Source organism: Pseudomonas paraversuta, assembly GCF_904067025.1.
Lineage (GTDB): Bacteria > Pseudomonadota > Gammaproteobacteria > Pseudomonadales > Pseudomonadaceae > Aquipseudomonas > Aquipseudomonas paraversuta.
The window spans coordinates 3,803,733-3,818,780 of sequence record NZ_CAJFDA010000001.1 but is presented as its reverse complement, the minus strand read 5'-3'; the positions used below and the strand labels follow the sequence as shown (position 1 = coordinate 3,818,780).

At 59.4% G+C, this 15,048-nt stretch carries 14 protein-coding genes and 1 tRNA gene; 7 read left to right on the top strand and 8 right to left on the bottom strand.

The annotated features are described in order from the left end of the window. The first annotated feature begins 50 nt into the window (after positions 1 to 50). From JQ848_RS17345 to betA, 3 genes are all read left to right on the top strand, one after another. The gene (locus JQ848_RS17345; RefSeq protein ID WP_202210976.1) at positions 51 to 1,559 is read left to right on the top strand and encodes an aldehyde dehydrogenase family protein; all 1,509 of its coding nucleotides are present in this window, start codon (positions 51 to 53) and stop codon (positions 1,557 to 1,559) included. Positions 1,560 to 1,677: 118 nt separating this feature from the next. Continuing rightward, positions 1,678 to 3,231: a purine-cytosine permease family protein gene (locus tag JQ848_RS17340; protein WP_202210975.1), complete on the top strand. Its 1,554-nt coding sequence runs from the start codon at positions 1,678 to 1,680 to the stop codon at positions 3,229 to 3,231. A gap of 2 nt (positions 3,232 to 3,233) precedes the next feature. Further along, positions 3,234 to 4,922 (top strand): choline dehydrogenase, encoded by a 1,689-nt coding sequence (betA, locus tag JQ848_RS17335; RefSeq protein ID WP_003440560.1) that lies wholly within the window; start codon positions 3,234 to 3,236, stop codon positions 4,920 to 4,922. Between the two features lie 185 nt (positions 4,923 to 5,107). On the opposite strand, the gene JQ848_RS17330 is transcribed toward betA, so the two are convergent. The 4 genes from JQ848_RS17330 to JQ848_RS17315 all read right to left on the bottom strand — a co-directional run bounded on the left by JQ848_RS17330 (position 5,108) and on the right by JQ848_RS17315 (position 7,171). Continuing rightward, positions 5,108 to 5,181: transfer RNA gene (locus tag JQ848_RS17330), tRNA-Gly, on the bottom strand. 107 nt (positions 5,182 to 5,288) lie between these two features. Beyond that, entirely contained in the window at positions 5,289 to 6,146 is an 858-nt protein-coding gene (locus JQ848_RS17325) for an alpha/beta fold hydrolase (protein ID WP_003440562.1), read from the bottom strand. A 77-nt stretch (positions 6,147 to 6,223) separates the two neighbouring features. Then, positions 6,224 to 6,916 carry a pseudouridine synthase gene (locus JQ848_RS17320; protein WP_127195996.1) on the bottom strand — a complete coding sequence of 231 codons (693 nt, stop codon included), beginning with the start codon at positions 6,914 to 6,916 and terminating at the stop codon, positions 6,224 to 6,226. A gap of 33 nt (positions 6,917 to 6,949) precedes the next feature. Further along, the gene (locus JQ848_RS17315; RefSeq protein WP_010655945.1) at positions 6,950 to 7,171 is read right to left on the bottom strand and encodes a cysteine-rich CWC family protein; all 222 of its coding nucleotides are present in this window, start codon (positions 7,169 to 7,171) and stop codon (positions 6,950 to 6,952) included. 204 nt (positions 7,172 to 7,375) lie between these two features. On the opposite strand from JQ848_RS17315, the gene JQ848_RS17310 reads away from it, so the two are divergent. After that, on the top strand, positions 7,376 to 7,675 hold the full coding sequence (locus tag JQ848_RS17310) for a hypothetical protein (RefSeq protein WP_202210974.1): 300 nt from the start codon (positions 7,376 to 7,378) through the stop codon (positions 7,673 to 7,675). Between the two features lie 84 nt (positions 7,676 to 7,759). Further along, positions 7,760 to 8,452 carry a uracil-DNA glycosylase gene (ung, locus tag JQ848_RS17305; protein WP_003440570.1) on the top strand — a complete coding sequence of 231 codons (693 nt, stop codon included), beginning with the start codon at positions 7,760 to 7,762 and terminating at the stop codon, positions 8,450 to 8,452. Between the two features lie 5 nt (positions 8,453 to 8,457). Here the strand turns inward: ung and JQ848_RS17300 are convergent, their stop codons facing one another. The 4 genes from JQ848_RS17300 to JQ848_RS17285 are packed head-to-tail and all read right to left on the bottom strand — an operon-like array spanning position 8,458 to position 12,494. Continuing rightward, positions 8,458 to 9,492, bottom strand: coding sequence for an AbrB family transcriptional regulator (locus JQ848_RS17300; RefSeq protein ID WP_003440574.1), 1,035 nt, complete (start codon positions 9,490 to 9,492; stop codon positions 8,458 to 8,460). Next, positions 9,485 to 10,999 (bottom strand): tripartite tricarboxylate transporter permease, encoded by a 1,515-nt coding sequence (locus JQ848_RS17295; RefSeq protein WP_202210973.1) that lies wholly within the window; start codon positions 10,997 to 10,999, stop codon positions 9,485 to 9,487. Before JQ848_RS17295 ends, JQ848_RS17300 begins: the two co-directional genes overlap by 8 nt. A 1-nt stretch (position 11,000) precedes the next feature. Continuing rightward, entirely contained in the window at positions 11,001 to 11,459 is a 459-nt protein-coding gene (locus JQ848_RS17290) for a tripartite tricarboxylate transporter TctB family protein (protein WP_003440579.1), read from the bottom strand. 57 nt (positions 11,460 to 11,516) lie between these two features. After that, positions 11,517 to 12,494 carry a Bug family tripartite tricarboxylate transporter substrate binding protein gene (locus JQ848_RS17285; protein ID WP_003440582.1) on the bottom strand — a complete coding sequence of 326 codons (978 nt, stop codon included), beginning with the start codon at positions 12,492 to 12,494 and terminating at the stop codon, positions 11,517 to 11,519. 450 nt (positions 12,495 to 12,944) lie between these two features. Between JQ848_RS17285 and JQ848_RS17280 the strand changes: the two genes are divergently transcribed. Together JQ848_RS17280 and JQ848_RS17275 are read left to right on the top strand one after the other, a co-directional pair. Beyond that, the gene (locus JQ848_RS17280; protein ID WP_003440586.1) at positions 12,945 to 13,616 is read left to right on the top strand and encodes a response regulator; all 672 of its coding nucleotides are present in this window, start codon (positions 12,945 to 12,947) and stop codon (positions 13,614 to 13,616) included. Further along, on the top strand, positions 13,609 to 15,015 hold the full coding sequence (locus JQ848_RS17275) for a sensor histidine kinase (protein WP_003440588.1): 1,407 nt from the start codon (positions 13,609 to 13,611) through the stop codon (positions 15,013 to 15,015). The genes JQ848_RS17280 and JQ848_RS17275 overlap by 8 nt, the downstream gene beginning before the upstream one ends. Positions 15,016 to 15,048: the final 33 nt, after the last annotated feature.

Below are 15,048 nucleotides of genomic sequence, written 5' to 3'. Positions count from 1 at the left end.
AACCCAGGAGGCCTGGCGCGATGTCTGACGCCCGGCCCGAGAGAATAATAATGGACACGATGGTCAAGCAGTACTTGCAGAAATTCGGCTTGAGCGAAGCCACCCAGGCTTTTCTCGGCAAACAGCAGAAGATGTTTATTGGTGGTGAATGGGTCGAGGCCAGCGACAAACAAACCTCGGATGTCATCGAGCCTTCTACCGGGGGCTTTCTGACCCGTGTTCCCATGGGCACCGCGGCCGATCTGGACCGCGCCGTGCAAGCCGCCCGGGCCCAGTTTGACGGTGGCCCGTGGCGTCAGGTCAAACCGCTGGAACGTGAGCGGATGCTGCATCGGTTGGCAGAACTGATTGAGCTCCATGGCGATGAGTTGGCTGAAATCGAGTCGATCGACATGGGCAAGTCGGTGGTCGCGGCACGGGCAGTGGATGTGCAAGGCACAGTGGATACCCTGCGTTACTTTGCAGGCTGGGCCACGAAAATCCACGGCCGTACCGTTGAACCGTCGCTGCCCGGTAATTATCTGGCCTACACCCGTAAAGAGCCGATCGGGGTGGTGGGCGCTATCGTGCCGTGGAACTTCCCTCTGCAAACCATGGCCTGGAAACTCGGCGCGGCACTGGCAGCCGGCTGCACCATAGTGGTCAAACCGGCTGAATTGACTTCGCTGTCGGCCCTGCGCTTCGCTGAGCTGGTGCAGGAAGCGGGCATCCCGGATGGTGTGATCAATATCGTCACCGGACGGGGAAGTGTGGTGGGTGCCGCGATGGCGACGCATCCGGGCATCGACAAACTGACCTTCACCGGTTCGACGCCGGTCGGCCGCACCGTCGGCCAGGCGGCGCTGGGCGACATGAAGCGCCTGACCCTGGAGCTGGGGGGGAAATCCCCGGTAATTGTTCTCGCGGACGCCGACGTGCCTGCCGCGGCACAAGCGATTGCCAACGGGGTGTTCTTCAACTCGGGCCAGGTGTGCGACGCCGGCACCCGGGCCTACGTCCATCGCAGCATTTACGACAGCTTTTTGCGTGAACTGATCGCCTGTACCCGCGCACTGAAAATGGCCCCCGGGCTGGACCCGGACTGCTTTATCAGCCCGCTGGTATCGCAACAGCAGAAACAACGGGTACTGGACTACATCGCCCTCGGCAAGCGTGAGGGGGCCGAGCTGGTATACGGCGGCCAGCCGGTCGACGGGCCGGGCTACTTCGTGGAGCCGACGATCTTTGCCCATTGTCGCAACGACATGCAGATCGTCCAGGAAGAGATTTTCGGCCCCGTGCTGGTCACGGCTGCGTTCGATGATGATGAGCAAGCGCTGGCGCTGGCCAACGACTCTTCCTATGGCCTGGCTGCAGCCCTGTACTCCAACGACCTGGGCCGGGTGCACAGCCTGATCCCGCGTCTGCGGGCCGGGATGGTCTATGTCAACGGCCACGGCACCATCGATCCTTCGATGCCGTTTGGTGGCTACAAGCAGTCCGGTTTTGGCAAGGATCTGGGGGCTGAACAGCTCGATCACCTGCTGGAAACCAAAGCCGTGTGGATAACGCTGCCCTGAGTGTCGATTGACACTCCTGTGCACCGGGCGACTGTCACAACCCTGATAAAGGGCGACAGCTCGCCCCGGGGCAGGGCAGTTATCGGGTCATGATCTTCACTACTTCTGCGAGTACATCATGCACACACCACCCTCATCGGCTGTTGAAGGGCACTCAATCGATTTCATTCCCGAAAATGAGCGCACCGATAAACTTTCCAGCCAGGGACCTTTCTGGTTTCTCGGCAACTTCACCTTTTTCACCATGACCATCGGCTTTGTAGGGCCCAGTGTTGGCTTGAGCGCCCTATGGACGATTCTGGCCGGCACGCTGGGCATCATGTTTGGCACCTTGTTCATGGCCTTCCACGGTTCCCAGGGGCCGCACCTGGGGTTGCCGCAGATGATCCAGTCGCGGGCCCAGTTCGGCTATCGCGGGGTGATTCTGGCGCTGCTGGCGACGCTGTTTGTGTTCGCCGGTTTCAATATCGTCAACCTGGTGTTGATGATGCAGGGCCTCAAGGAACTGTTCGGTTTTGATCCGCTGACGGTTGCGCTGGTGGTGACGGTGCCGGCGACAGTCCTGGCAATCCTGGGGCATGACTGGATGCATCGCAGTTTTAAATGGGCCCTGTTTCTGTCAATTCCCCTGTACGGGCTGGTGACACTGGCGGTGCTGATGCATTGGGTGCCCGACACGCCGCTGCCACTGCTCGCTATCGGCGAGGTCGAGGCACCGCCCCTGGGTTTTAACTGGACCGGCTTTATCACCCAGTTTGCCGCGGCGGCCAGTTACAACATCGCCTATGCGCCGTATGTGTCCGATTATTCGCGTTACCTGCCGAAGAATACCCATAGCGGCAAGTTGATTGCCGTGGTGTTTCTCGGTGCCTCGCTGTCGGGTGCCTGGATGATTGCGGTGGGCGCCTGGCTGGCCGACCACCTGCATGCCACCAACGTTCTGGTGGCCCTGTCGCAAGTGGGCAATACCGTCTCGTCCGTGATGGGCATCGTGGTGGTCGGCGTCACCATCCTGGGGTTTCTGCCGGTCATGGCCATGAACATCTACAGCGCGAAGCTGACCACCCTGACCTGCGTCGACTCCATCAGGCATATCGAACCGACGCGCAAGGCACGGGTGCTGGCGATCATTTTCGTGATCCTGCTGCAGCTGGGTGTATCGCTGGGGCTGCAGGACTCTGACAAGGGCCTGTCGGTATTGGGCATCTACCTGGTGGTGATGCTGTATTTCCTGGTGCCCTGGACTGCGGTGAACCTGACGGACTACTTCTTTGTGCGCAAGGGACGCTACGCCATCCCGCATTTCTTCATGGCCCGCGACAGTCTTTACGGCAGCTGGGGCCTGCGCGGCCTTGCGTCGTATGCCATTGGTTTCGTCGCAATGATCCCGTTTTTCTACATCTTCGATGGCGTGGCCCAGAAAGAAGTGTTTGTCGGCCCGCTGGCCAAAGCCCTGGGCAATATCGACGTTGCCTGGCTGGTCGGGCTGATCGTGTCCGGCCTGACGTACTTCTGGCTCAGCCGCTCGATTGATCTCAATCATGAAGAGCGGGTCATTCAGGACATCGAACAGACGCATCCGCATTACAGCACCGGGGACCCAGGGGCGGCGGTCATGCCGATGCCGGTACCACTTGTGCCGCTGGTCAGTGAAACGAGTATTTGGAGATAACCATGAACAATAAAAAATATGACTACATCATCATTGGCGCGGGCTCTGCCGGGTGCGTGCTGGCCAACCGTCTGACCGAAGATGCGGACGTAGAGGTGCTGGTCCTGGAGTTCGGCGGCAGTGATCGCAGCGTGATGATTCAGATGCCGAGCGCTTTTTCGATGCCCATGAACACCACCCGCTACAACTGGCGCTACGAAACCGAGCCGGAGCCTTACCTCGACGGACGTCGCATTCACTGTCCGCGCGGCAAGGTGCTGGGGGGTTCATCCTCCATCAACGGACTGGTCTATATCCGCGGGCATGCCTATGACTTTGATGAATGGGAGTCCCTGGGTGCCGAAGGCTGGGGCTACCGTAATTGCCTGCCGTATTTCAAGCGTGCCGAGAGCTGTGATGCCGGCGGTGATGCTTATCGCGGCGGCAGCGGCCCGTTGCATACCAGCAGTGGCAACAAAATGAAGAACCCGCTGTACGGGGCGTGGGTCGATGCCGGTGAAGAGGCGGGTTACATCAAGACCGACGACTGCAACGGTTATATGCAGGAAGGCTTTGGTGCCATGCATATGACGGTCAAGGACGGGGTTCGATGCTCCACGGCCAACGCTTATTTGCGCCCGGCCATGGAGCGTCCCAACCTGACGGTGATCACCCGGGCGATGACGCGCCAGATCGTGCTCGACGGCAAGCGTGCAGTGGGGGTGAGCTACGACCACGGCGGCCAGACCCATACCGTGCGCTGCTCCCGGGAAGTACTGATCTCGGCGGGGCCCATCGGTTCGCCGCACCTGTTGCAACGCTCGGGTATCGGTCCGGCTGCGGTACTGAACAAGGCCGGGGTGGTGGTCAGGCATGATCTGCCCGGGGTCGGCGAAAACTTGCAGGACCACTCGGAAATCTACATTCAGTACGCCTGCAAAGAGCCGGTGACCCTGAACAGTAAAATGGACCCGCTGAGCAAGTTGATGATCGGTTTGCGCTGGCTGGTCTGCAAGGATGGGCTGGGTGCAACCAACCACTTTGAAGCCGGCGGTTTCATTCGCTCGGGGCAAGGGTTGCGCTGGCCGGACATTCAGTTTCATTTTTTGCCGGCGGCCATGCGTTATGACGGTAAAAAGCCGATCAAGGGGCACGGCTTCATGGTGCTCACCGGGCCGAACAAACCCAAGAGCCGTGGCCATGTTCGAATTCGCTCGGCTGACCCTTACGAGCATCCCGAAATTATCTTCAACTATTTGCAGCGTGAAGAGGACCGCGAGGGGTTCCGTCGCTGTGTGCGGCTGACCCGGGAAATCATCGGCCAGCCGGCGATGGACCGCTTCCGTGAGAGCGAAATCGCTCCGGGTCCGAATGTGAACACTGATGCCGAGATTGACCAGTTCGTACGTGAGAACCTTGAAAGCACCTACCATCCGTGCGGCTCGTGTCGTATGGGTGAAGACGACATGGCAGTGGTGGACTCACAACTACGGGTACGCGGGATTGAGGGTCTGCGGGTGATCGATTCATCGGTCTTTCCAACCGAACCCAACGGCAACCTCAACGCCCCGACCATCATGCTTGCCGAGCGGGCCGCAGATCTGGTTCGCGGGTGCGGGATGTTGCCTGAATCCGATGTGGTGGTGGGCCTGGCTGCGCAGTGGGAAACCAGCCAGCGGCCTTCGGCACCAGTGAGAAATGTCAGGGTTTAAATCTTCAATGTGCTGTGCAGCAAGTGCGTCGTGGCTTGCTGCCGGCCATGAACCAGGCTCGCGAAACTGCCGCGTCAGGCTGACGGGGTGAGCTTGCAGGGAAGGTGTTGCTCTGATGAGCACAACAGCGTTTTGGTTTCAGATGTTCGGGGGGGGAGTTTGCTGCGTTTGCATGGAAGCAAAAGTGGAGCGGGTAGAGGGAATCGAACCCTCAACTAAAGCTTGGGAAGCTTTCGTTTTGCCACTAAACTATACCCGCTCAGAGCGGCTGACTTTGTACCAGAAGTCGGCCTTGATGAGAAGTTTTTATTCCTGAAATTGTAAATTTCAAGCGCATTCATTCCCTCTCTTACCCTTGGCACTGCATCAGCGGCTCGCTGCCAGATGCTCAGCGTGTGCCGGCTGCAGAAAACCGAGCATGGCAGCCTTGCTGATATGGCTCGCTGATTTGTGCTCCATATCCAGAAAGTGCCCGGTATTTTCCAGGCGAACAAACTGACTGTTCTCAATCGATTGGACAAAGTGTTGCGCGTCGCTGGCCGAGGTGTACTCATCCCATGCGCCATTGATGAACAGCACCGGGATCTCGATACCGCTGGCCGTATCAAGCAAGCACGGCTGGTCACAGGTCAGCACCTGTTCGATGTGAAAATGCATTTGTGCGTACTCATGCTCGGCCAGGCTGCTGACGTGTTTAAAGTTGAAGCGCTTGAACAGCGAGGGTAAATGCTTGCCCAGGGTATCGTTGACCAGGTTGCCCACTTGTGTGCGGTTGCAGTCAGCAAGGCAGCGCCGGCCACGCTCCAGGTAGTCGCGCATGGGCCCGTTGATGAGGGGTGAAAATGAACTGATCACGGCCTTCTCGATGCGCCGTGGTGTGCACGCCAGGGCTGTCAGCGCGGCAGTCCCGCCCCACGAAAACGACATCAGGTAATTCGCCGAAAAATGCTCGATCAACTCCAGAAGCATTTGCGCTTCAAGTTCCTTGGTCAGCATTTTCTGATGCCGGTTGTGCGGTTTTGATTTGCCGGCATAGGGCTGGTCGTAGAGCACGACGTTCAGATGCGGGTGCAGATTCTTCACGGTCTGGGCAAACGAGGCGGTGGTGGCCATGGAGCCGTTGACCAGAATAATGGTGTTTTCGGCAGTATCCGAGCGATAGAACTCGGTGTGAATTCGATATTGACCTTGAACATCGAGCACTTTGATTTCGGGCTTGAGCATGGCGTCAGACTCCAGTGAACCGAGTGTCGGCAAGACCGAGGATGCACCGGCTATATGACAGTCATGCGGACACGGGGTCAGAACAGATCGACTTCCTGGGGGCTCAGGGGCCGGTACTGGCCGGGGGCGAGCTGGCTGTCGAGCAGCAATGGCCCGATGCTCTCCCGGTGCAGGTGAACAACCTTGTTGTTGAAGTAGCCAAACATGCGTTTGACCTGATGGTAGCGTCCTTCAACGATACTCAGGCGTGCACTGCAAGGGCCCAGCAGTTCGAGCCCGGCGGGTTGTGTGGTCAGGTCTTCATAGGCGAAATAGACCCCTTCATTGAACCTGGAGACATACTCCTGGCCTATGACTTGTTCTGTCTCAACGTAATACACCTTGGGCAGTTTGGTCTGCGGCTGGGTCAGACGGCGTGACCATTGCCCGTCATTGGTAATCAGCATCAACCCGCTGGTATTGAAGTCCAGCCGGCCAGCAATATGCAGCTCCTGCTTGTCCGGTTCATCCAGCAGATCGAGGACTGTCGGATGTTCCGGGTCCTGGGTGGCGCTGACGCAACCGGGGGGTTTATGCAGCATGAAATACCGCGCAGGTTTGCCGGCCTGCAGCAGCACGTCATCACATTCAATGCGACTGAAAGCCCGTATTTCATGGTGTGGATCGCAGACGATGCGGCCATCGACCCGTATCCGTTTTTCGATAAGGAGCAGGCGGACCTGTTGGCGGCTGAACTGGGGCAAGTTGCTCAGAAAACGGTCTACGCGCATGACGCTCGATCACAAAAAATAGAGGCTGGCATCTTACCCGAGGCGTTCCGGTTGCGCGGGCGGCAATTGGTTTTGCACCTGCGCGCAGCGGGGACACAGGCAGGCCAGGTCTTGCTGGGCGAGTGGCAAGGCTTGCAGCACCTGCGGGTCGATACTGACGCTGTAGCACCAGCAGGGTTGTTCCGCGGTATTGGCGCTGGCCATCGAGCAGTCGTTGCGCGCCCCGCAGGCAGGGCAGAGATCAGGCGTGGTCATGGCTGGGGTCCGGTGATTGACCCGGCTATTGTATGCCCTTCGACGGGAAGCAGGCGCAGTGATATGCCGCCCGCCACGCCGGTCAGAATTATTTGATCCGCGGCACCGAAACTGTTTTTCGTGGTCTTAAAAGGTGTGGATGGCATCGCCATTTACTGCCCCCGGCGCCGCCGGGTGTGCTCATCAGCGGTCCAGGAGGCCGCCATGTACCGTCGTCTGCTCAGCCTTGTTGTGCTTGCTCTGGCCTTGTCTGCCTGTGTGCCCTATTACCCGGGCTACGGCGGCTATCGCTCTGAGGTTTATGTAGCGCCAGCGCCTTATGGCTATGGTTATTACGGCCCTTACTACGGTCATTCCCGTGGCTACTATGCTGCGCCGCCACGCTATTACCAGGGTGCGCCGCACTATAACCATGGACCTGCTTATCCGTCGGGTCATGGATATGGCTACGGTAATGGCCACGGTTATGGTGGCGGTGGCCAGGGCCGGGGGTGGGACAGGTAGAGAATGCCCGGCAGATGCATTGATGAATTGACAATGGAGACGGGCTTTTCTAGTGTCCGCTCCATTGTTTTTCAGGATGTAGTCATGACGTCGGATGATCGTATAAAACTTGAACCGGTCTGGAAGCAGGCTTTGCGCGAGGAGTTCGAAAAACCTTATATGGCCCAGCTGCGCGAGTTCCTGCGCCAGGAGCATGCCGCCGGGAAGGAAATCTATCCGCCGGGCCCGCTTATTTTCAATGCCCTCAACCTGACCCCGCTGGACAAGATCAAAGTGGTGATTCTGGGACAGGATCCCTATCACGGTCCCGGTCAGGCCCATGGCCTGTGTTTTTCGGTCCAGCCCGGCATTCCCGTGCCGCCTTCGCTGGTCAATATTTATAAAGAGCTCAAGCGCGATCTGAATATCGATATCGCCACCCATGGCTGCTTGCAGCATTGGGCAGAGCAGGGGGTGTTGCTGCTCAACACCACCATGACAGTGGAGCGCGCCAATGCCGCGTCCCACGCGAAAAAAGGCTGGGAGCACTTCACCGACCGGATTATCCAGGTGGTGAGTGAGCAACAGCCCAAACTGGTGTTTTTGTTGTGGGGCGCCCATGCGCAAAGCAAACAGAAACTGATCGATGCCACCAAGCATCTGGTGCTGACCTCGGTACATCCTTCGCCGCTTTCCGCCTATCGGGGGTTTATCGGCAACGGTCACTTCAGTCGAACCAACAAGTTTCTTGAGCAAAACGGGTTGTCCCCGATCGACTGGAAACTGCCGCCGGCCTGAGGGCGTTAGTCCGGGCGAGGCCGTACCCAGTAGCGAAACAGGGGTTCGGCCAAAAACAGCACGAAGAGCAAGCGCATCACCTGCAGGGCGGTGACCAGAGGTACCGACAACTGCAGGGTTTCTGCTGTAAGGCTCATTTCTGCGATACCGCCAGGCATCATTCCCAGGGTCATGGAGCGCAGATCCAGTTGTGTCAGGCTGCTCAGGCCGAGTGCGCACAGGCTGGCGATCAGCATCGTCAGCGCCGTACCTGTTAATGTGCGGCCGATGAAGGACGGGGCACGGCGAAAAAACGCCCGGTTGAAATGACACCCCAGTCCACTGCCGATCAACCATTGGCCCGCCTGGCTGCTGCCATCGGGCAGGCCTATGTGCAAGTTCCAATAAATACTGACGCTGGCGCTGACCAGCAGCGGTCCGAATAACCAGGGGTTGGGCTGGCGCAAGCGTTGCCAGAGCCAGGCCATCAGCGCACCGGCCGGAAACAGCAGGGCTAACCAGTAGAGGTTGACTGATGCGGGATGCAGCGCCGGAGCGCCTTCGCCGAGCAAGTACTTGAAGGCGGCCGGTACGCACAGCACCACCATCAGCACCCTCAGGCTCTGTCCGGCAGCGACCCGGCTCAATACGGCACCATTGCGAGCGCCGAGATTGACCATCTCCCCCGAACCGCCCGGCATGCTGGAGAAAAACGCCGTAGCGCGGTCCTCTCCACTGCGGCGCATGATCCACACCCCGAGCACGCTCGACACGCTGGTGAGCAGCGCGCCGACAAAGATCAGGCCGAAATGCGCCAGCACCTGCTCCATGACCAGGGGGGTGAAGTGCAGGCCGATGCCGATGCCCACAATCCACTGCCCACATTTACGTCCGCCCGGAATCTCGGCCAGCTGCCACGGAGTCAGGCAGCGGACCAAAATGATCGCCAGCAACGAGCCGACCATCCAGGGCAGTGGCCAGCCGATCAGGCTGGCGAGAAATCCGCCGGCCAGACCGACCAGCGGCGTTCCCCACCAGTGCTTGAACCCTTGCTCAGGCATTGGCCAGGGCGCGGCGTTTGGCACTGCGCTTGCGCCAGATACGCAGAACAGGCATCAACAGCATGATCGCGGTCAGTACCCAAACACCCAGGGTGATCGGGCTTGCCCACAGAATTTCCAGCGCGCCGTTGGAGATCGACAGGGCGCGGCGCAAGTTCTGTTCCATCAGTCCGCCGAGGATGAAACCCAGCAGTACCGGCGATAGCGGGAAATCGAGCTTGCGCAGGATATAGCCGAAGATGCCGATACCGATCATCAGGAACAGATCGAAGGTGGTGGCGTGGACGGCATAGACGCCGATGGCGGTAATAATCGCGATCACCGGCACCAGCGCCCAGTTAGGCACCGAAAGAATCCGGGTGAAGATGCGAATCATCGGAATGTTGAGGATCACCAGCATGATGTTGGCGATAAACAACGAAGCGATCAGGCCCCAGACGATATCCGCCTGTTGTTGAAACAGCAGCGGGCCGGGCGTGATGTTGTACAGCGACAATGCGCCAATCATCACAGCCGTGGTACCCGAACCCGGTACGCCCAGGGTCAGCATCGGTACCAGGGCACCGCAGGCCGAAGCACCGATGGCAGTCTCGGGAGCGGCCAGACCGCGCATGTCACCCTCGCCGAATTTGCCCGAAGTACCCGCCAGACGTTTTTCCGTCATGTAGGCCACGGCACTGGCCAGGGTTGCGCCTGCACCCGGCAGGACGCCCATGATGAATCCGAGCAGGCCGCAACGGATATTCACCACGAATACCGCAGAGGCTTCCTTGAAGTTGAACATCATGCGGCCGGTGGCTTTCACGGCTTCTTGCCCGCGATGGGTTTTTTCCAGCAGCAACAGGATTTCGCTGATGGAAAACAGGCCCAGTACCAGCACCACAAACTGGATGCCGTCAGTCAGGTGGATGTTGTCCCCTGTAAAACGGTAAACCCCGCTGTTGGCATCAATCCCCACCGTCGACAGAAACAGACCGATCAAGGCGGCGATAAATGTCTTGAGTGGACGATCGCCGGCCATGCCGCCCAGGCAGACGATGGCGAATACCATGAGTACGAAATATTCCGCCGGACCGAAGGCTATCGCCCATTTGGCCAGCAGCGGGGCGAACAGCACCATGCCGCAGGTGGCAATAAAGGCACCAATGAAAGAGCTCCAGGCGGACAGTGAAAGCGCCACGCCTGCCAGGCCTTTGCGGGCCATCGGGTAGCCGTCGAGGGTGGTCATTACGGTGGACGCTTCACCGGGGATATTCAGCAGGATCGAGCTGATACGCCCGCCGTACTCACAGCCCAGGTACACGGCAGCCAGCAGGATCAGCGCGGATTCGGGAGGCAGTCCCAGGGCGAAGGCAATGGGAATCAGCAGTGCCACCCCGTTGATGGGGCCAAGGCCGGGGAGCAATCCGACCACGGTGCCGATCAGGGTGCCGCACAGTGCGGTGATCAGGTTGTAGGGCGTGAGCGCGACGCCAAAGCCCTGGCCCAAATAGCCAAAAGTATCCATATCAGTTCTCCAGAACGTCGAGCAGGCCAAGCGGCAGCGGTACGTCCATGGCTTTATCGAACAGCAGATAAAGGCCGACGCTCATCAAGCTGATGATCAGGATGCCGGGCAACCAGCGGCCGCCATACAAACGTGCCATCGGGATGCCGACCAGCGCGCTGCTGAGGATAAAACCCAGGGGTTCGAAGGTGCCGGCGAAGACAAGTAACAGCAGGACACACAGGCCGATCTTGGTCAGCGTCTGGCGATCCAGCTGCGGGTCTTCTTCGCTATGCACCACAGGCGAGGGGCGAAAAATCATGTAGATCAGACCCAGTGCCATCAAGGCGAGCATGAGCAAGGGGAAAGCGCGAGGACCTACGGGCTCGTAGGAAAAAGCAGCCTGATACGGCCAGGCCATGATCGCCAGACCGGCGCAGACGACGAGCAGGACCGAGGCAAAAATTCGTTGTATGAGCATGGTTCACTCCTGGGATGTGCCCCGGTATTCAGGGGCACAGCCAGCGGTCAGCGGCGGTTACTGGATGAGGCCGAATTCCTGGGCCAGGGTTTTGTAGTCAGCCACCTGTTTTTTCACATAGGTGTCCAGCTCCGGCCCGGTCATGGCGAAGGGGAAGAGCTCGCGCTGATCACGCAGCTTGGCGAATTCTTCGGAAGCCAGCAGCTTGTCGAACGCGTCTTTCCACCACGCGTAGTCTTCATCGCTGACTTTTGGACCCAGGTAAAAACCGCGAACCACAGGCCAGACGATGTCGTAGCCCTGTTCTTTGGCGGTCGGGATGTTTTTCATTTCGGGCTCATCCAGACGTTCATTGGCGAACACGGCGAGCAGGCGCATATCACCGCTCTGGATGTGCGGCATGGAGTCGGAAATATCGGTACTGCCTACCTGAATGTGACCACCCAGCAGCGCGGTTGCGATTTCACCGCCACCCTCAAGGGCAACGTAGCGCAAGTCCCGCGGATTGATTCCTGCCGCCTTGGCGATCAAGGCTGTTTGCATCCAGTCCTGGCTGCCCACGGTTCCGCCGGAGCCGATGACCACTTTGCCTGGATCTTTCTTCAGTGCCTGAACCAGATCATCGAGGTTCTTGTAGGGCGAATCATTTTTCACCGCAATCGCCCCATAGCTGGTACCCACGGCGGCGAGCCAGCGCACGGCATTTTCATCGAAGCGACCGAACTTGCCTTGCGCCAGGTTCAGCAATGAACCGCTGGACCAGGCCACCAGGGTGCCGGCATCGGCGGGACGCTGGGCGACCACGGCGTTGTAGGCAACGGCGCCCACTCCGCCGGGCATGTAGGTCACGCGCATCGGCTTGCTGAGCAGTTTTTCGTTAACCAGTGCACTTTGGGCCAGCTTGCACGTGAGGTCGAAACCACCGCCAGGCGAGGCCGGGGCGATGCATTCCGGGCGTTTCGGTTCTGCCATCAGTTGGCCGGCGAAGAGCATGCAGCCGGCGGCAAGAGCTACGGTGCGCAGTGATAGATTCATGGTGTCTCCAAAGGAGTTTTTGTTTTTAGGGGGCAGCAATTGTTCGCTGAAAGCCGGTGGCGGCGGGAAACGCCCGTGCCGGGCTGGCGCCGTGCATCAGCTTTATTGCGCAAAACAGGGAGGCGACAAAAAGTCTTTCGCAAGGGAGCGGGAGTGTCGAGCCAACAGGGGGGAAACAGAAAGGCGGCGGGCCTTGGGCTGAAGAGTCAGCATGCAGGGTGCTCCATTATTGTTCTTATTGGCGAAAACGCTTCGAGGCGTTTTTCAGGGCGTAACGCGATGACAGTTGTAACTGTCCGTTTCCGGATCCTAATCAGCCAACCTTTCGCGAACCTTTCAGTTGCCTTTCATTGCTCTTTCCCGGTTTTCGCACTTCACAGTATTTCTGCCGTCTGTACACTCCGCGCAAAGAAAGGCCCCGGCCTGCACAAAAATAATGAGGTAAACCCGATGCGTGTACTTTTGGTCGAAGATCAGCTGCAGCTGGCCGAGAGTGTTGCCCAGGCCTTGAAAAGCACTGGTCTGACCGTGGATGTGCTGCACGACGGTGTGGCTGCCGACCTGGCCTTGAGCAGCGAGGAATATGCAGTGGCGATCCTGGATGTGGGATTGCCGCGCATGGACGGTTTTGAGGTGCTGGCGCGTTTGCGCAGCCGGGGCAAGACCTTGCCGGTATTGATGCTGACTGCCCGCAGCGATGTCAGGGACCGGGTTCACGGGCTCAATCTGGGGGCTGACGATTATCTGGCCAAACCCTTCGAACTGACTGAGCTGGAGGCCAGGGTCAAAGCCCTGCTGCGGCGCACTGTACTGGGCGGGGAGCGCCAGCAGCGGTGCGGATCTCTGGTGTACGACCTGGGCACCCGGCGCTTCACCCTTGGCGATGAACTGCTGATTCTCACCTCCCGCGAGCAAGCGGTGCTTGAGGCGCTGATCGCAAGGCCCGGCAGAGTCATGAGCAAGGAGCAACTGGCAGCCCAGGTATTTGGCCTGGATGAGGAAGCCAGTTCTGACGCTATCGAAATCTATATTCACCGCCTGCGTAAAAAACTCGACGGCCAGGCAGTAGCCATTGTGACCTTCAGGGGCCTGGGGTACTTGCTGGAAGGCCGCGATGTTTAAATTCGACAGCCTGCGCGGGCGCCTGCTGTGGAACCTCTCGCTGCTGTTGGTGGTATTGATGCTGGCCAGTGGCTTTAGCGCTTACTTCAACGGCCGTGAAGCTGCCGACACCGCCTATGACCGGACCTTGCTGGCGTCGGCGCGCACTATTGCTGCCGGGCTGTCACAGCGCGATGGCAGTTTGAGTGCCGATGTACCCTATGTAGCGCTCGACACCTTTGCCTACGATAGCGCCGGACGTATCTACTACCAGGTCAACGATATTCATCAGCGGCTGATTTCCGGTTATGAACAGTTACCGGCTCCGCCACCCGGTACCCCCCGTACCGATGATTACCCGGCCCTGGCGCGGTTTTATAACGGCCAGTATCTGGGGCAGAACGTGCGGGTGGTGAGTCTGCTCAAGGCGGTTAGCGAGCCCAACATGAATGGCATGGCGGAAATCCGCGTTGCTGAAACCGACGAGGCGCGGGTGTCCATGGCGCGCAGCCTGATGGCCGATACGCTATTGCGCCTGGGCATGCTGGGGCTGGGTGCCTTGATCGTCGTGTGGTTTGCGGTAAGCGCCGCATTGCGACCGCTCGAGCGCTTGCGCACCGCCGTCGAGGAGCGCCAGCCCGATGACTTGCGGCCATTGCCGCTGGTGTCGGTCCAGCGCGAGTTGCGGCCACTGGTGCAGGCGCTCAATCACTTCACCGAGCGTTTGCGCGGGCAGTTTGAGCGCCAGGCGCAATTTATCGCCGACGCCGCCCATGAGTTGCGTACCCCACTGGCGGTGCTCAAGGCCCGGCTTGAGTTGGGTTTGCGGGCGAATGAGCCGCCCACCTGGCGCAACACCCTTGAACAGGCTGCCGATGACACCGACCGTTTGACCCTGTTGGCGAATCAGTTGTTGTCGCTGGCGCGGATTGAAAACGGGGCACGGGCCATTGCCGAAGGCGGTGCGCAGTTGCTCGATCTCAGCCAGTTGGCCCGGGAGCTGGGAATGGCCATGGCGCCGCTCGCACATGCCCGGGGCGTGGCCCTGGCGCTTGAGGCCGACCAGCCAGTGTGGATGCGCGGGGAGCCCACCTTGTTGAGTGAGTTGTTAAGCAATCTGGTGGATAACGCATTGGCCCACACTCCACAGGGCGGCAATGTGATTCTGCGGGTGACGCCCCATGCCGTGCTTGAGGTTGAGGACGACGGGCCGGGCATCCCCTTTGAGGACCGCGAGCGGGTTTTTGAACGCTTTTATCGGCGTAACCACCAGGTGGCAGGTTCGGGGCTCGGGCTGGCGATTGTCGGTGAGATTTGTCGGGCGCACCTGGCACCGATCAGCCTGCACGACGGTGAGCAGGGCGGGTTGAAAGTGCGGGTGAGTTTTGTGCTGGCCGACAGGCGGATGCAGACCTCGTAGTCGCTGCCGCAGCCTGCGGCAGCGACTACAGGT